At 59.9% G+C, this 16,455-nt stretch carries 12 protein-coding genes; 2 read left to right on the plus strand and 10 right to left on the minus strand.

All coding sequences use genetic code 11. The features are described from left to right. Positions 1-77: 77 nt before the first annotated feature. The 3 genes from FHR87_RS11595 to FHR87_RS11605 form a co-directional block, all read right to left on the minus strand. The gene (locus tag FHR87_RS11595) at positions 78-1,616 is read right to left on the minus strand and encodes a methyltransferase regulatory domain-containing protein (RefSeq protein WP_183166888.1); all 1,539 of its coding nucleotides are present in this window, start codon (positions 1,614-1,616) and stop codon (positions 78-80) included. 218 nt (positions 1,617-1,834) lie between these two features. Next, positions 1,835-3,268: an NTP/NDP exchange transporter gene (locus tag FHR87_RS11600; protein ID WP_183166889.1), complete on the minus strand. Its 1,434-nt coding sequence runs from the start codon at positions 3,266-3,268 to the stop codon at positions 1,835-1,837. After that, the gene (locus FHR87_RS11605) at positions 3,265-4,254 is read right to left on the minus strand and encodes an oxidoreductase (protein WP_420826739.1); all 990 of its coding nucleotides are present in this window, start codon (positions 4,252-4,254) and stop codon (positions 3,265-3,267) included. The genes FHR87_RS11600 and FHR87_RS11605 overlap by 4 nt, the downstream gene beginning before the upstream one ends. Before the next feature lie 316 nt (positions 4,255-4,570). Between FHR87_RS11605 and FHR87_RS11610 the strand changes: the two genes are divergently transcribed. Together FHR87_RS11610 and FHR87_RS11615 are read left to right on the plus strand one after the other, a co-directional pair. Beyond that, a complete protein-coding gene (locus tag FHR87_RS11610) occupies positions 4,571-5,182 on the plus strand; it encodes a TetR/AcrR family transcriptional regulator (protein WP_183166891.1) in 612 nt (203 codons plus the stop codon). A 281-nt stretch (positions 5,183-5,463) separates the two neighbouring features. Continuing rightward, the gene (locus tag FHR87_RS11615) at positions 5,464-5,877 is read left to right on the plus strand and encodes a CBS domain-containing protein (protein ID WP_183166892.1); all 414 of its coding nucleotides are present in this window, start codon (positions 5,464-5,466) and stop codon (positions 5,875-5,877) included. Positions 5,878-6,086: 209 nt separating this feature from the next. Here the strand turns inward: FHR87_RS11615 and FHR87_RS11620 are convergent, their stop codons facing one another. The 7 genes from FHR87_RS11620 to rloB form a co-directional block, all read right to left on the minus strand. Then, the gene (locus FHR87_RS11620) at positions 6,087-6,887 is read right to left on the minus strand and encodes a DUF7281 domain-containing protein (protein ID WP_183166893.1); all 801 of its coding nucleotides are present in this window, start codon (positions 6,885-6,887) and stop codon (positions 6,087-6,089) included. A gap of 11 nt (positions 6,888-6,898) precedes the next feature. Further along, positions 6,899-8,119, minus strand: a complete 1,221-nt coding sequence (locus FHR87_RS11625; RefSeq protein WP_183166894.1) for a phosphoenolpyruvate carboxylase — start codon at positions 8,117-8,119, stop codon at positions 6,899-6,901. Beyond that, positions 8,116-8,757, minus strand: coding sequence for a hypothetical protein (locus FHR87_RS11630; protein ID WP_183166895.1), 642 nt, complete (start codon positions 8,755-8,757; stop codon positions 8,116-8,118). The genes FHR87_RS11625 and FHR87_RS11630 overlap by 4 nt, the downstream gene beginning before the upstream one ends. Beyond that, a complete protein-coding gene (locus tag FHR87_RS11635) occupies positions 8,758-12,432 on the minus strand; it encodes an ATP-binding protein (RefSeq protein ID WP_183166896.1) in 3,675 nt (1,224 codons plus the stop codon). A gap of 125 nt (positions 12,433-12,557) precedes the next feature. Further along, positions 12,558-13,943: an aminodeoxychorismate synthase component I gene (gene pabB / locus FHR87_RS11640; protein WP_183166897.1), complete on the minus strand. Its 1,386-nt coding sequence runs from the start codon at positions 13,941-13,943 to the stop codon at positions 12,558-12,560. Next, positions 13,924-14,907: an alpha-L-glutamate ligase-like protein gene (locus tag FHR87_RS11645; RefSeq protein WP_183166898.1), complete on the minus strand. Its 984-nt coding sequence runs from the start codon at positions 14,905-14,907 to the stop codon at positions 13,924-13,926. The genes pabB and FHR87_RS11645 overlap by 20 nt, the downstream gene beginning before the upstream one ends. 3 nt (positions 14,908-14,910) lie before the next feature. Beyond that, positions 14,911-16,452 carry an osmotic stress tolerance membrane protein RloB gene (gene rloB / locus FHR87_RS11650; RefSeq protein ID WP_183166899.1) on the minus strand — a complete coding sequence of 514 codons (1,542 nt, stop codon included), beginning with the start codon at positions 16,450-16,452 and terminating at the stop codon, positions 14,911-14,913. Between the last annotated feature and the right edge of the window lie 3 nt (positions 16,453-16,455).

A 16,455-nucleotide genomic window follows, 5' to 3' on the forward strand; every position in this document is an offset into this window, starting at 1 on the left:
GCCAGGAACCGACGGTCAGCGCGAAGAGCCGGATCGCCCTGGCACGGTGTTGTTCATAGCGTCCGGCCCGGGCCGCGTCAGATCACCTGCAGCGCCTTGAGCATGGGTAGCATCGAGGTCAGGAAACGCTCGGCCAACGGTTCGATCGCGGCGAGGTTGTCCTCGTGGAATTCAATTTTCTTATCGTCCTTTCTCATGCGCTCGCCGATAGCTTCAAGAAATTTCCAGACGTACAGCGACAGTTCTTTCACCGTGCTGCGACCTTGGCCGATGGCATTGAGGAACAGCATGCAGGTGTGGGATACGTTGATGGCTCCACCGGTAATCGGGGAAGCCAGGTACTCGACCTCTCGGACGACCAGTGCGCGGTCACACACGTAGCGATTGAGATTCTTGCAACGGGCAACGATCTCGGCCGTGGGTACCTGGGCGGTGCTGGCATGGCCTGCGCCTACCAGAAGGATCATCGTTTTGATGACCTCCTCGATTCTGGCGTAGGCCAGTTTCGGGTGTTCGCTGATCTGTGCGATGGTCTTCGGCGCATAGTCGTTTTCGGCCAGAGCATCGATGACGTCCGCCGGAACCTTCTTGTAGAGAAGGATTGTCCCGAGCGGAAGAACGACTTCCTGTGGGATTTCGTTCTTGTGCGTGGTCAGCACGAACAACTGTTCCTTCCAACGCTGGATGAATTCGCCGTGTGGAATGCGGCGCGTGCCTTTTACGTACACGTCGCGTCGGAAAATCTGGTTGGTCAGAAAGTCCTTGGTGGTTTCCTTAAGCAGAGGATCGCCGATCTGGCCCAGGATCTTCTGTCCATCTGGCGTGAAACGGAACAGTTCGATGTTGTCCAGGAGGTGGGTTGAGCCCGCATAGGTGAGTTTGGCTTCGCCAAGTTGGGCGGACACTTCGGCGAACGTCGATATCTTCCAGTCAGCGTTCAAGTATTCATGGGCGATGTAGGCACTGTTGCGGACGTTCAGGGTTTCAAGATGCCGGGCCATCGCCGGAACGTTCCTGTAATAGTCGGCGCCCGCGGCGAACACGTCCTTGGCGAACTGCAGCACCCCGGAGATGGTGCCTTCCGCTCCCGAGCTGGCCCCGGCCTGGTCCTTGAAGAGCGACATCAGTTGGCGAATGGGGACATGGGGCGCCCAACCGGGGTAGACGTTGTAACTGACATAGGCGATGCCCCCGATTTTGAGCTTGCGGCGGATCAGATCGACGATGACGTCCCGGTTCTCGTCCGAGATCCAGCTCCAGATGCCGTGAAGCACGATGTAGTCGAAATCTGGCAAATCGGTTCGGAGCGCGAATTCCTTGAACGAATCATCGGATAGATGGGTGCGTGCACCGGAGGCAGCCGCCAGTTCGATCGCATTCGCCGCGTGAGCGGGATTGAAATTCGTTCCCCAGTACGTCCCGCTGGTTGCCGCGGCGTGGAAGCTGACCGAGACCCCCTGGCCGAAGCCCAGCTCTAGGTAATTGTAGTCGTCGTTGCACCTGGGGGGGTCATAGCCACTCGCGAGGACTGCTAAGCGGAGCATGGAGGGGGTGAGTTGCTCGTAGTACCCGTACGTGTAGTTGAGGCCGGTGAAATAACCTTCGGACCAGTTCATTGTTTCTTTCCAGTGAGATCGATTGGGTCAGACAAGAAAGAGCAGAGGTAGGTGAATGACACGAGGCGATAGTCGCTGCGGAATCTGAAGAGTGGCAGCCATCCGTCCGCGTTTGACAACCCCGACTCGTTGGCGGTGTCGTCGTGCGGGTATCGGGTGATCCAGTGTTCAATCTTGATGTCTTCGTTGTTCATTGGAAGAGGCCGGGTAATTGGACGTCATCGCCGCGGAAGCCGGCAGCTCACTGCCTGCGCAGGGGAGGCTGTGGCGTGCACCACGGATTGGCCAGGATCGTCATGCGCACCCTTGGAGGCCGCAGGCGCGGCGCTTGCCGGCGGCGGCTTCACGCGCTGTGCCTGCGCGCGCCCCAGCCACAGGCCCAGCGCGACCCAGGCCAGCGCCAGCGGCATGACCACGCTGGCCAGTCCGTCTATAGCCAGGCCCAGCCGCCCGAGCGCACCTTCGGTCTGCGCACCGATGACATCGCCGGCGCGGTACATGAAGGTGTCGACGAAAGCCTTGGCCTTGTACTTCTCCTCGCGGCTGACCACGGTGAACAGCGCCTCGCGCGCCGGCCGGGTGATGCCGCGCTGCACGGCGCGGTTGGCGGCCTCCAGCAGGATCAGCACCACGAACGAGCCGTAGATCGCCAGCCCGATGAAGCCGAGCGCGGTGGCCACCGGCAGGATCGCCAGCGCCACGCCGAGGCCGAAGCGCGTGATGATCTTCCCGGTCAGGGTGAGCTGCAGGACCAGCACCGCGACCTGCGTCCACATGTCGATATTGCCCAGGAGCGCCGTGCGCGCGTCCATGCTGTCGGCCATCGCTGTAATCATCTGCAGGCGGGTGAAGTAGACGAAGGTCACGAGTACGGTCATCAGCAGGATGTAGCCGGCGATGCCGGTCAGGTAGCGCGAGCGGAACACCGCGCGCAGGCCCGCCCAGGTGCTGCCGCCGATGCGCTCGGCCTCGCCGGCGAATCCGGCCGTGGCGTCGGACGTATCGGTGTCGGCCCGGTCCGGCGCCACGCGAACCAGAAGCCAGGCCATGGCCAGGGCCAGCAGCAGGAATCCGCCGGCGACCAGCAGCAGGTTGGGCGTGCCCAGCGGCTCGGCCAGTTGCGAGGTCAGCCAGGGCCCGAAGATCGCGCCAAGTGTGCCGCCCATCGAGATCAGGGCGAACAGGCGCTTGCCCTGATCGCTGGTGAAGCGGTCGGTCAGCAGCGCCCAGAACACCATGGTGACGAACAGGTTGAACACGCTGAACCAGACGTAGAACAACTGGCCGCTGCGCTGGCCGACCGCGCCGGGCGCGAACATCAGCAGTACCCAGAAGCTTACGAGGCTCAGTACGAAGAAGCCGTAGGTCGCGCCGATGAACTGCAGCCGCCGCAGGTGGCTGACCAGCCAGCCGTACAGCGGGTTCACCGCCAGCGTGACCAGCGCGGTGCCGATGAACAGCCAGCGGATGCTCTCGATCCCGCGCTCCATGCCCAGCGCATCGCGCACCGGCCGCAGCAGCATCAGCGCAGTCAGCACGCAGAAGAAGAATAACCCCGCGATCAGTACCGGCCCGACCTCCTCGCGGCGAAGGTTGAACAGGATCTGCAGCAGGCGTGGGCGACGCGGCGCCGGTGGCGTGATTCGGCTCATGGGGAGAGGGGCCTGGCTTGGAGTACGCCGGTGTCCGAGACGAGAATGGAGATCAGGTCGATCGCAGGTCGCGGCAGCGCCACGGTGGCCGCGGCACTCGACGGGAACCGCGTGCCACTGAGCGCTTCGCTGACCGTCCAAAGGCGGGCGGCTGCCTCGGCATCCGTCGCGGCGGCGGGCACCTTGGCCAGGCCGAGCGGGCCACGCGTTTCCATCATGCCGGTCGGCTCGTAGTAGCTTCCGCCTTGCACCTCATGCGCGGTGGCGGCATACAGCGTCGGCAACGCGCCCTGTGCAGCCGGCTGGAACAGGAACGACAGGTTGCGGCGGACGAATCCCGTGACGCCGCCGTGATGAACCAGCAGATCGGTACGCGAAACCCCCGGATGGGATGCGATGCTCTGGAGGCTCCAGCCTGCCGCATCACTGCGGCGCTGCAGCTCAAGGGCGAACATCAGACAGGCTAGCTTAGATTGGCTGTAGGCGGCAGCCGGATCGTAGGCTTGCTCGAACTGCAGGTCCGAGAAGTGGATGGCGCCGCCGCGGTCGGCGGCGATGCTGGACAAGGTGACAACGCGGGGAGCATCGGCCTTCTGCAACAGTGGCAGCAGCTCCGCGGTCAGGGCGAAATGGCCCAGGTAGTTGACGGCGAACTGCATCTCGAACCCGTCCGCCGAGGTGCCGCGCTCGGGCGGCTCCATGATCCCTGCGTTGTTGATCAGGCCGTCGAGACGGGGCAGCGTCGCATCGAGGCGTTCGCTCAGCGCGCGGACCGAAGCGAGATCGGCCAGGTCGAGCACTTCGAAGCTCACATGCGCCTGGGGCGTTTCTTGGCGGATGCTCGTGATCGCCTCCTGGCCCCGCTCCGGATTGCGCGCCGCGATCACGACCTCGGCACCGGCAGCCGCCAGGGCTTTGGCGCTTTCGTAGCCGATGCCACTCGTCCCGCCCGTGACCAGGAAGATGCGCCCACGCTGAGAAGGCATATCGGCCAGGCTCCAATCGGGTTTGGGCGCGCTCTGCGCAATCGAACTGTCCGTGGCACACGCGGAGCTCAGCAGCAAACCGAAGGTGGCGAGGTAGTTTCGCCACCGGGAATATGTCGGGCGTACTTTGGAATCCGGAGTCGCAGTTCCAGTGACGACCGCCGTGCGGCCACACCGAGAGGAGGTGTCTGAAGCTATCCAGTGGGTCATGGTCTTTGCCTTGCATGAGAAAGGAAGGTAAGATAGGTGCATAAATATTTGCACTAAGTGCAAAACTTATAGCACTGAGTGCATGCGCGCAATAGGCTATCCAGAAATGTCGGAAACCCTCCCCCCCGTGGGCATTGCGCCCGCAGAAGGCTTGCGGGAACGCAAGCGCCGTGAAACACGTCAGCGCATTGCCGAAGTCGGGCAGCGCCTGTTCCTCGCCAACGGTTACGAAAGCACGACGCTGGACGCCATCGCGGCAGAAGCCGGCATCTCACGCCGCACCTTCTTCTCGTACTTCAAGTCGAAGGACGACATCATCTTTTTCTGGCTGGACACCGACCGGGCCAGTCTGATTGTCAGTCTGCTGAAGACATCACCCGACGTGCCGCCGCTCGATGCGGTTCGCGATGTGATGGTCAAGCACATTGCGCGCTACACGACCGAGCAGATGATCGCCATCGACAATCTCATGCTGTCGAGCGAATCGCTGCTTGCACGCAAACAAGCGCACTACGCGGAACAGGAACAGGCGCTCTTCAAAGCACTGTGCGAGGTCTGGCGGCAGCCTGAGCGCCGTCCGGCGCTGCGGATGGTGGCCATGGTATCCATCGGTGCGATGAGAGTCGCGCTTCAGGCATGGAGGGACCAGACTGGCCAGCGGAAGCCGGCATCCAAGTTCCTGCGGGACGCCTTCGACAGCCTGAGGTCCGAACTTTGACCGTGCGTCGCAGCTTGAACGGCCGAGCGCTGGCGCGGTATGAGCGGTTGGCAGGGACCAAACACCCGACGAGAAAAAGCCCTGCCTGACCTGACAGCTAGTGCTTATGCGCCGAAAGTCAGAATTATTTTTTATGTACTTGTAGTCGTTCTATCGGGCACCCATCCAGACTCTGAACTTTCCTTGATGAGCGCGAGCCTACTGAACAGGCGGCAAAGTTAACGAGGCAGACAAGATGCCTCTTGCCAACCGGATAGGAAGCTATCCAATGGGAGGTCCTTATGAAAATAAATGAAATCATGACTCGGGAAGTCTGGACTATTCAGCCGGAAACGACCTTGCAGGAAGCGGCAGAACTGATGCGGCAGGCTGATACAGGTTCGTTGATTGTCAATGAGAATGACCGAATGGCAGGCCTTGTTACTGATCGGGACATTGTCATTCGGGCGGTAGCGGACGGACTTGATTTGCAAACGCCGGTGAGCGAAATCATGAGCGCTGACGTCTGTTACTGTTTTGAAGACGAAGAGGTGGATCATGTAGCCGAGAACATGGGGCAAATCGAAAAACGGCGATTACCCGTGGTGGACAGAGACAAACGGCTGGTCGGAGTCATCTCGTTGGCCAACATCGCCAGTTGCAACAGCGATAAGGTCATATCTCACTTCGCCAACAGCGTAGCTCGACCTCATTGATTTTTTCTCAAGCCGGGCCGGATAAAAGCGACCCGGCTCCGAAGCTCCGATGATAGCGGGCTGCTCCGGCAGTCAGGCTCGTTGGTCAGCCCAGGCGCGAAGGCCGTGCTTTCCCAGCGTCTTGTGTGAACCAGGATCCTGCCGCTTTATCCCGTCACATACTCTACTTCTTGGTCGAGCTTTCTATTGGCGCATGACCGACCCGGTTCTCAGCGCCAAATCAGTTGCAGCTCGCTGGCGAGTGCCAGCATGTGCTGTTGCTTGATGCTGATCTGTTTTTCCTTCATGTCGAGCCAGATCTTGTTCCAGCCATCCAGTTTTGCGGTATCCAGATATCGAGCTGCCCTGTGTTGGCGGATAAAGTGTCCGCGATGGCCTTTTTCCAATAGTTTTTTGCTCAGACGAGGAACAAGGAGTGCGTCGGCACGTGGCAGGGTATGGGCGATTTGCAGGCCCGCGAGATCCCAGTCGGGAAAGACCGTGATGCGGCAAGCCTGGGGCAGGTTTACCAGCAAAGTGCGCAGGCCTTTGGCCAGTCCGTTATGGCCTCGGTAGAGAACCAGACTTTGGGCTATCTCTGGCGGCAGAGAAAATTCCTGCCAGTCATCGAAGCTGTCCAGATTTTCGATTATCAATACCTGCCTTATCTGGGCTAGGTCCAGGCTGGATAGCGGTACGCGCAGGCTCAACTGCGCAGATAAGACGGGAAGTGGCGCGGGTAGTCGCCCTTTGACCAGCACATGGTTTTCGTCGGGACGTGTGGGGGCGATTTTTTCGTCGATGGCCGTGGCAGCAGCCTGTACACGGTTACCAGTGGGCAGGGGTTCCAGTGGATCTATTCCCCATGCCTGGTGCGCCAGTTCAGCCAGGATTCGTTGCTGCTCTGGCGGTAAATACAGCTGGTTACCGCGTATCTCGCCGATATCGAAGACTGTGTGGATTTCCCGCCAGGCGGGAGTCAGTTTTACTTGATGGGCATATTTGCGTAATTGGTTATGAACCAGTCGCATATGCCGTTTGCTCAAGCCAGCCACAGGCAGATATCCCTGATAATGAAATTGCCGGAATAGTCTGGGTGCGGCTCACCGATCGGGTCCAGGACGAAGTGGCGTTTCTGTTCTGCAGGCAGCCCTTCGAAACCACCAATGACTTGATACAGCCAGCTTTCGGCATCCCAGGGCAACGCTTGGTGCTGACGATATTCCAGCGCGGAAAGACGCAGACCGCTGTCGATTACGCTGCAGAAATAGGCCGATACGGCTTCCCGGATCGGATTGCTCTGTACTTCGAAGGTTTCCGGTTCATGCAGAAGCAATTCCGCTGCCTCGACAGGTACTTGCAGGGAACGCTCCTGGGGCTGCAACGCCTTGATCTGGGCGATCAATTCCAGTAGCTCGTTTTCGTGTTGCTGATTGTGAATATCCACCGCGGCAGGAGCCAGGATGGGCGTGGCCTGATTGAACAGTTGCGGGATTTCCTTGGCGCCAGTGTGATTGCCAATCCGATAGTCCGGGTGCTGCTCCAGATGCAACAGCCAGCCCTTGAGCAGGCGAGTGCGACCACGAATCTGGCGAAAGCGGCCGAGCAATTCCAGTAACCGGCCTTGTACGATGCTCAGCTCCTGGGCGCACTCGCTGACGGTGCGTTGCAAACGGGTAACCAGTAGCCGGCGCAAATCGCGCAGATCGCCAGCCGTTTCGGCCAGCTCTTCGAAGCTGATCATCTCCAGTCCGTTGAGCAACTCGCTTACTTGGGATTGCGCCAGTTCGTTTTCGCGGATCTTGGCGTTGAGCGTGCCGACATAACCGAATTCGTTGTTCAGGCGGCTCCAGAGCACACGGGTGCCGTGGCGCAGGGTTTCGCCGAAGGCATAGACATGCTCTTTCAGATCCGCCAGATACACATCCGCGGCGGCATAGTCGCCCTGATGGCGCGCTTCCTTGTAATGCGCTGCCAGGGTTTTGAAGGTGACCAGCGCCGAACCGGTGTTTGCATCGATCTGGCGGTTGCGATCATCGCGCAAGGCTTCTTCCAGCAGCGACCGGACGGTCCGGCGCAGATGCAGATCGGCTTCCGGTTCGGGGCGATAGAGAATCCCGTCTTTTATCAACCGATCCTGGACTGCGGGTTCCAACGCCTGGTCGGGCAGTGAACCGGAAAGGTAGGCGTCCATGATGGGGTCTGCATGGCGGGCCAGTTGCTTGAGAAAGCGCACCCCGGTCTGATGGAGATCGCCACTCATAGCAGATTGCTCTGGCTGGCAGTTTCCGCGCGGGCTTCCAGATCCAGGCTTTCGGTCTCGTCGATGAAGCGGATCACTTCGTAGAGATGATCAAGTTTGCCGGTCGCCAGATAGATCTGCTTGTCGGGGTTGGGGCGCGTGAGGTAGCCCAGGTCGCACAGGCGCTTGAAGACCTGCTTGAGCTGGCCATCGACGCCGTTACTGTTGGAATTGAACAACCGGTAATGGCTGATCCTGGCCAACTGCTCGCGAAACGCGGGAGTATCTTCGATGATGGTTTGCAGCTCGTTGAGGCGTACCGGGGTGCCTTCGGTCAGCGGTGCATCCTGGGCGCCGGCTTCCTGGACCAGTACCAGCCATTCGGCCAGCGGTGCCAGTGCATTGCAGGTATCGCGAAACTGTTGGGCGATGACCTTGCGTTCCTCGTCGTCCAGTTGGCGGTAGCCACAAAAGAACACATCGCTGTCCGTACTGCCGCCGACCATGGCCACTGTGCGGTTGAGCTGGCTCAGGTAGTCGTCCACCTGCTCGCGGTTGGCAGGATTTTTCAAAAATCGCCAGCCTTCCTCGTCGGTGGTGCGACAAATGAATTCGCCCTTGAGCAGGCGTTCGAGAACCTGACCTTTGGTCGATAGCATTTATATCGTCTCCTGGGCCTGACGCTGTTGCAGTTTCTCCGCGATGGCATCCATCTTCGGCTTGACTATCTGTAGCTGTTTCGTCTGCTTGTTGACGATATAGCGGTTGGCGAACAGCGAGAGAACGTCTGAATCCGGGTTGGGGAATGCGCCAAGAACACGGATATTGTTACTGCTGCAGGCATCGAAAATCTTCTTTACGTTGGTGTGGTGCAGCGTACCGATTTCGTCGATCGGCCAGTGAATGGTGGCGGGAGAGGCGCCACGTAGTAGGCGGGTGAAGGCCAACAGGAATTTGCACAGGATCAGGTAAGCCATGCCATGGCTGGAGGATTCGTTGAGCTGGCGGTCGGTGCGGATCACCAGATCGCTGTTGCCTTCGCGCAGGCGCAGTTCGATTTCCAGCAGCCCGGCGATTCCGCCGCTGAGAGCCGAGCGACCGATGATATCCAAGGCCCGGCGCATGCTGCTGGTGTAGTCCTCGCCGGGCAGGTCGTTGAAGCCGTCTGTGCGCCATTGCTGGAAAGCCTTGATGAAGGCCTTGAGTTCAGGCCAGAACTCCAGTTCGCTGATTCGCGAGCGAATGCGCACTGCCGAATCGGATACGCCATCGAGAAAGAGTTCTTCGCTGACTTCGCGGGTAATGCGGATACTTTGCGTAACGATGCTGCGATCGATGTCGACCAGGACATCATAGTAATTATTGAGCTCCAGGCCGAAGATCCGGCCCTGTTCGCGCAGCGCCATGATGCTTTGCGGCACCATGACGTTGAGCAATTGCTCCAGGTGCGGCACCAGCTTGCGATGATCCAGAAGCGGAATGCCGCGCTCGCCGACCAGAGTGCATTCTTCGCGGCTGCGCTCCCAGGTTTCTGCCAGGCTGGAGCCGGATTGGCCGGCGATCAAGGTATCGAAGTGTTCGACATGGGCCTTGATGGCCGCCAGCAGTTGCTCGCGACTTTGCAGCAAATTCTCCCCGAGACGCAGCCGTTCGTGCAGCTCACCATCGGGAATGCTGCCTTCGGGCGGCAGTTTCAGTTCCTTCAGGCGGTGGAGCAGGGTTCTCAAGCGGGTCAGGAGCTCGTCCGCTACGGTTTTTGCCGCAGCGGCTTGCATGCGTAGCTCTTCCAGCCGACTGCGCTCGGCCTTGAAAGCAGCCGTAGCCTTTGCCAGTTGCTGCTCCAGGGTAGTTGCGCGGAGCTGACTTTCGCTCGATTCGGTTTGCAGCAGCGGTTTGCGTTGCAGCCAGTGGTGCTGGTACCAATCAGCGTAGCTGTGTACGTCGGAACGGCGTTGCTCGGCAGTGGCGATTTTTTTATTCAGCGCGTCCAGTTCCCGTTTCAGCGAGACGATGACGTTCTCGTCCACGCCGCGAGAATGCAGTTCGGCCTTGTACCAGTTTTCGCATTCCTTGAGTTCTTGCTGGGCTTTGCTCTGGCGTTGTTCGATATTTTTCTTGAGCTGCTGGATTTGTGCATAGAGGCTGCCGAGCACCTGTTGCCAGTACGCGGTTTTTTCCAGACGATCCGCGCCATGCTGGTTTTTCAAGTCGGCCAGCCATTGTTCGTGCTGGCTGGCGAGCTGCTTGAGTGCGCCAGTCAGTTCGGTGAGCTGCTTGCGCGCCTTGAGCTTGCGCTCCTGCAAGGCGGCATTGATTTGCTCCTGCTGGTTGCGCTTTTCCTCCTTGATGCGCCGGATATCTTCGCGCCGGTTGCGTTGTTCGGTGTGGCTCAGGAGCAGGCGTTGCTGTACGTCCTCCACGGCTTCGTTGGCTTCGATAAGCTGTTTTTCGGCGAATTGCTGCTGGTTTTTTGCTTCCTGCACTTCGTCTTCGAGGCATTGCCAGCGTTGGCGCAAGGTCTGCTCGGAGGCGGCGTGTTCCGGGGTTTCGAGGGCGGACAGATCGAGCAGCACACCGAACAGCGTGGCCTGTGCGTGCTCGGTGAGCGTGGGTTTCAGATCGGTTCGCTGCAGCAACTCGGGATGCACGACCTTGCCGATCTGTTCTTCCCAGCCCGGTTGTTCGCGGCGCAAGAACTCCAGCAAGGTGTAGTGGCCGGGGTAGAGTACCCGCTTGAGTTCGTCCAACTGGCTCTGGCGGTCTTCCAGCCGGCGATTGGCCTGGCGCAGGAGATGGTCTGCCGCGTCGCGCCGGGCGCGCCGCTGTCGCTCGCCAATTTCTTCTTCCTTGACCCTGGCTGCGCTGGCCTCCAGTTCTTCATCGGCACGTTCCAGGCGCTGCTCGAAGATGGCCAGGGCGCGATTCTCTTCTTCGGTATGGCCGCTGTTGTCGATCTGCTGCTCCAGCCGGTTCCGTTCGACCTTGAGCTGAAGCTCCTGGGTGTGGAATTCGTCCTGGCCTTGCTGGCGACGCTGATGAAAACCCTGCTCCAGGGCAGCAAGCGCATCGGTTTGCTGTTCGTGCTGCTGGGTGCGTTCTTCCTGCAGGGCATCCTGCTGGCCGCGCAGTTGTTCCAGCGCCATTTCACGCCGATCCTTGATCTCCTGGCAGCGGTCCTTGTAAGCCGCCTCCACGTCTTGATGCTGCTCGGTCAGCAGGCGATGACGGGCCTGCAGGTTGTCCAGGTCGTCACGCCAGGCCGGGATCAGTTCCAGATCGATCTTGGCTTGCTCGATACCGCTGTCGAGGAACGCTTGATACTGGTTTTCGATCCGGTCGAGTTCGGCTTCGATCCGCTTGTTGTCGCCCTTGGCGGCGGACAGTTCCTGATTGAGTTCGTCGCGTTGCTGTTTCCAACATTCGTCCAGTTGCTTGAGCTCAAAGCCGGTCTGTTCGATGAGGACGCTGCTATCTTCCTGGCGCTTCCATTGGAGGGATTCATCGACCTGATAACTGTGCAGCAGGCCGCTCAGGCGTAGCTCGCAGGCTCGCAGATCCTGATCGTCATGCTGGAGTTTGTCGAACTTGGGGCGGATGGCGTTGAAGCCCTGGATCAGCCGGCTTTCGCGTATCCAGGCTTCCACGCGCTGCAGGTTGAGGCCGGAGGCGGGCGGATTGACGCCATCTTCTTCCAGAATGGTAGCGATCATGGATTTGACTGTTTCCATCTTGCCTTCGCGCGAGTGCACCGCCCTGGCCAGTTTTTCGATGTGGCGCAGGGAATGTTCCGCTTCGCACAGGGAAAACTGGCGGGCATAGGCACGCATTTCGCCGCGGTCGCTGTCAGCACCGAGCAGAGAGCGATCATTCTGAATGATGGCGCGGAACTGGCGGGTATTGAGCAGTTTGGTCGTTGCTACGCCGCTCTGTTTGAGCTGGCGACCCAGTTCGGCCATGCCGAGGAAGGTCAGGAAATTGCCCTGGCGAGTTTTGATGTAATCCTGCAGCTCGAAAGCCTTGCGTGCCAACCGGTATGCCACGCCTTTGCCATCCGCAGCGGCGGCCAGTACGGCCTGACACAGCTGGCCATCCATACACCGGTACTCATAGATGATGAAGCTTTGCTCGGTGGGCAGGTACCAGCGCTCGAAGCTGTCGCGGGTAGCGGGCACCACACGGCTGGGGTATTCGCCGTAGAAAACCGGAACCAGTCGTTGCAGGGTGGTCTTGCCGGAGGCGTTAGTACCGCAGATATTGGTGTGATCGTCCACGATCAGTTCCACCACGCCCTTGAGATGGGTGTTGATCAGGATGATGCGATTCAGGCTCGGCATGCAGCTCCTCGAAATTGCAAAAGATGATGGGTCGCCGGTGAATGGGCGCACAGTCTAAGCAGCAGGCATGCACTTGCCGAGAAGGAAATCCGCAAAGCTTTCAATAGGTCGCAGAAAGTCGGGCTTTAGCGCTGTTGGGTGCGCTCCAGGGCCTGCAGCAAGACGTGGACCTTGGTGATGGTTTCCTGGTATTCGGCCTGCCAGTCCGAGTCCATGACAATGCCGCCACCGCCCCAGCAACTGACTTGCCCGTCCTGGATCAGCAGGGTGCGGATAGCGATGGAGCTGTCCAGCGTGCCGCGTACGTCCAGGTATAACAGCGAACCGCAGTAGATGCTGCGGCCAGTGGGTTCCAGCTCGTCGATGATCTGCATGGCACGAATTTTCGGCGCGCCAGTGATGGAACCACCAGGAAAGCTGCTGGCCAGAAGGTCCAGCGCATCTTTCCCTTGAGCGAGGGTCCCGGTAATGCTGCTCACCAGGTGGTGGACATTGGGGTAGCTTTCCAGAGCGAACAATTCGGGGACTCGGATGCTGCCCGTCTGGCAGCTGCGGCCCAGATCGTTGCGCAGCAGATCGACGATCATCAGGTTTTCCGCGCGATCCTTGGCGCTGCTGCGCAGTTCTTCGGCCAGCGCGGCATCGATTGCCGGATCGGCGTGGCGTGGTCGGGTGCCTTTGATCGGTCGGGTTTCCACCTGGCGCTGCTGCACCTGCACAAAGCGTTCGGGAGAGAGACTGAGTACTGCGCCGCGCTCCAACGCCAGATAGCCGGCGAATGGCGTCGGGCAAGCCTGGCGCAGCTGGCGATACGCTGGCCAGGGAGCACCTTGGCAAGGAGCGCGAAAGCGCTGGGCATAATTGACCTGGTAGCAGTCGCCGGCCTGGATATAGGCCTGGATGCGTTCGATGGCTTGTCGGTAGGTGTCTGTCGTCAGATCACTGGCGAATGGGGCGAGTAGGTGGAAATCGTCTTGCGGGTCTGCGCCGGCTGGAGCGGAAAACAGGCCGATCAACCGGTCGCGTTCGGTATCCGGCAGGCCGGGATGGAAAAGCAACTGGCTGGTGCGCCGTTGGTGGTCGCTGATCAAGGCCCAGGCGTACAGACCGAAGCGGGCAGGGGGCGTGTCCAGATCGCGCACGGCGCGGTTGGGCAGGGTTTCCAGGCGCTGGCCGAACTCGTAGCCGAGTAGGCCGATCAGGCCGCCGGCGAAGGGCAGGTCGAGTCCATCCGGCAGGCGCGCCGGCCCGAGTTGATCCAGCGCCTGGCGCAAACGCTGGAAGAAGCTGCTGCCGCTTTCGCCCGGCGCAGGTTCCAGGATGATTTGCGGCCAGGCGCTGAACAGATCGAAACGCCCGCGTCGGGCTATCGGACGCCCCGAGTCCAGCAGCACGGCGCCGTTTTCTCCGGCGATGCGGGCGAAGCGCCGGCCCGGGTCTTCCTGATAGGGAAGTGCCTGGATCCGGCATTCGGGCCAGCTTCGGGAATCATCAGTTTCTGGGTTGGACATGCCCGAACCGCTGCTGGGTGAACCGAACCCGTTCAGCAGGAGTTTCCTGCGTGCCGGCTTGTTCGAGTTCCTGCAAATGGGCTTCGACCCTCTGGGTTCGCCAGGTCAGGCCGCTGTCGTTGGCGATCTGGATATTCAGGCCGGGACGGGCGTTGAGTTCGAGGATGAGCGGACCTTGTTCCTTGTCGAGCACCATGTCGACGCCGATGTAGCCGAGTCCACAGAGTTCATAGCAACTGGCGGCAAGGGTCATGAAGCCGTTCCAGTCAGGTAGCTGGACACCGTCCACGGCATTGGTGGTATCCGGGTGCTTGCTGATTTTGCTGTTGAGCCAAGTGCCATGCAAGGTGATGCCGGTGGCCAGATCCACACCGACGCCGATGGCACCCTGGTGCAGGTTGGCCTTGCCGCTGGATTGGCGCGTCGGCAGGCGTAGCATGGCCATCACTGGATAGCCTTGCAGCACAATGATGCGAATATCCGGTACGCCTTCGTAGCTGATGCTTTTGAAGATCGGATCGGGGGTGACGCGGTATTCGATCAGTGCCCGGTCGCGATGGCCGCCGAGCGAATAGAGGCCGGTGAGGATGCTGGAGATCTGATGCTCGATTTCGTCGTGCCTGATGATGCGCCCGGATATCGTCTTGTAGCGTCCTTCGAAACGGTCGGCGATGACCATGATGCCGTCGCCTCCGGCACCCTGTGCCGGTTTGATCACGAAGTCGTTATGCCCGTCGATGATCTCCCGGAGCCTGTCGATATCCTTTTCAGTCTCGATGATGCCGTACATCTGCGGCACCTGGATGCCGGCCTCGATGGCGCGCAGCTTGGTGATGATCTTGTCGTCGACGATCGGATACAGGCTGCGCTTGTTGTATTTGAGCACATAATCCGCGTTGCGCTGGTTGATGCCCATGATGCCTTTGGCCTTCAGGGCTTTCCAGGTTTTGATCAGGCCGAACATGGCTCAATCCTTGAGCAGCGCTTTGAAGCGCAGCAGTTCGGTCAGGCGATAGCCGCGGTAACGTCCCATGGCCAGCATGAAGCCCACCAGCACCAGCAAGACGGCCGGGAAGGTGAAGATGAAATACACCAACTGCGGAATATTCATCAGCAGATGCGCCAGCGAGCCGGCGATGATGGTGCCGACCGCGACCTTGAAGGCATGCCCGCCACCGCGTTCTTCCCAGGTGATGGACAAGCGTTCGATGGTCATGGTGAGAATCACCATGGGGAACAGCGAGACGGACAGCCCGCGTTCGAGGCCGAGCTTGTGACTGAACAGGCTGATCATCGCAATCAATATCACGACAAAGGTCAGGACCACGGAAAGACGCGGCAGCATCTGCAGCTTCAAGTGCTCCAGGTAGGAGCGCAGGGACAGGCCCAGGGCTGTGATCAGGGTGAACAGTGCGATCCCGAAGCCCAGTTGGGTCTCGCGAAAGGCCAGGGCGATCAGTACCGGGGTGAAGGTGCCGAGCGTCTGAATGCCGACCAGGTTACGCAGGATCAGGATCACCAGCACGCCGATAGGGATCATGATCATGATCTGGTAGGTCTGCTGGGTCGAAAGCGGCAAGCCGTACAGCGAATAATCGAGAAACTGGGCGTGGGTATTCTGGTCCGTGAGCTGGGCCAGGCGGATGGCGTTGATTTCGCTGTTATTGAGCGTGAAGCTGACGCTTTCGGTTTTTCCCCCTTCCACGGTCACCAATGGTTGGTCGCCGTGCCACCAGATCATGCGGTCACTGGGCAGGCCCTGCTCGCCGGTTTGCGGATTGAAATACAGCCAATTCTTGCCATTGAAGCTGCGCAGCCAGAGTTCGGGAGTCTGCTGCAGTTGCTCGGGCGTCAGGCGTATCGTGTGGACTCGTTCCAGGGGAACGTGCGCGATGGACAGGATCGATTCGACGATGCGGGCCTTGTTGGACACGGAAGCATTGCCGCCCAGCAGCAGCTTGACATTCTCGTCGTTGGGGTTGCCGATACGCTTGATGGCTTCGCTGATGAAGGTCTCGACATCTGCCGAGTGCTGCCTGATGGGTGAGAGCAGGGCCTCCGCTGCGATTTTCTCGGCGCCCTGCATCGGGATGGCCTCACGGAAAATCGAGCCACTGGCGGCTGGCGCCTGTTGCTCGCCGTTGCCGCTGTAGCGTTTGGTCATTACCAATCGGTAATAGAGTGTCTGGGTACCCTTGGCTCGCCGCGACGACCAGGTGACGCGGCGATTGCCATCATTGCGGTTGACGCTGACGCCGTAGTTGTTGGAGATGAAGCTCTCGTTGAGGCTGACGAAGTTCTGGTTCAGTGGTGGGACGAACATTTGAACCTTGATCGGGCCTTTCGTGTTGGCGACGAATTCGACCTTGGCGTCAATGCTCCACAGATCGTCGGTTTCATCTTCGGTTACCGGGATGCCTAGCACGAATATCTGATAAGCCGTGATGCCGATCCCCAATGCCACGAGTAGGGTGATGAGTATCTTCAGGTGCAAGGTAAGCGCGCGCATGGA

Source organism: Azomonas macrocytogenes, from assembly GCF_014191985.1.
Taxonomy (GTDB): domain Bacteria; phylum Pseudomonadota; class Gammaproteobacteria; order Pseudomonadales; family Pseudomonadaceae; genus Azomonas; species Azomonas macrocytogenes.

Bases quoted from the DNA above. Each gene is read 5' to 3' on its own strand.
- FHR87_RS11595 (WP_183166888.1), bottom strand. From the start codon at position 1,616: ATGAACTGGTCCGAAGGTTATTTCACCGGCCTCAACTACACGTACGGG.
- FHR87_RS11615 (WP_183166892.1), top strand. From the start codon at position 5,464: ATGAAAATAAATGAAATCATGACTCGGGAAGTCTGGACTATTCAGCCG.
- FHR87_RS11605 (WP_420826739.1), bottom strand. From the start codon at position 4,254: ATGCCTTCTCAGCGTGGGCGCATCTTCCTGGTCACGGGCGGGACGAGT.
- FHR87_RS11600 (WP_183166889.1), bottom strand. From the start codon at position 3,268: ATGAGCCGAATCACGCCACCGGCGCCGCGTCGCCCACGCCTGCTGCAG.
- pabB (WP_183166897.1), bottom strand. From the start codon at position 13,943: ATGTCCAACCCAGAAACTGATGATTCCCGAAGCTGGCCCGAATGCCGG.
- FHR87_RS11610 (WP_183166891.1), top strand. From the start codon at position 4,571: ATGTCGGAAACCCTCCCCCCCGTGGGCATTGCGCCCGCAGAAGGCTTG.
- FHR87_RS11630 (WP_183166895.1), bottom strand. From the start codon at position 8,757: ATGCTATCGACCAAAGGTCAGGTTCTCGAACGCCTGCTCAAGGGCGAA.
- FHR87_RS11620 (WP_183166893.1), bottom strand. From the start codon at position 6,887: ATGCGACTGGTTCATAACCAATTACGCAAATATGCCCATCAAGTAAAA.
- rloB (WP_183166899.1), bottom strand. From the start codon at position 16,452: ATGCGCGCGCTTACCTTGCACCTGAAGATACTCATCACCCTACTCGTG.
- FHR87_RS11625 (WP_183166894.1), bottom strand. From the start codon at position 8,119: ATGAGTGGCGATCTCCATCAGACCGGGGTGCGCTTTCTCAAGCAACTG.
- FHR87_RS11635 (WP_183166896.1), bottom strand. From the start codon at position 12,432: ATGCCGAGCCTGAATCGCATCATCCTGATCAACACCCATCTCAAGGGC.
- FHR87_RS11645 (WP_183166898.1), bottom strand. From the start codon at position 14,907: ATGTTCGGCCTGATCAAAACCTGGAAAGCCCTGAAGGCCAAAGGCATC.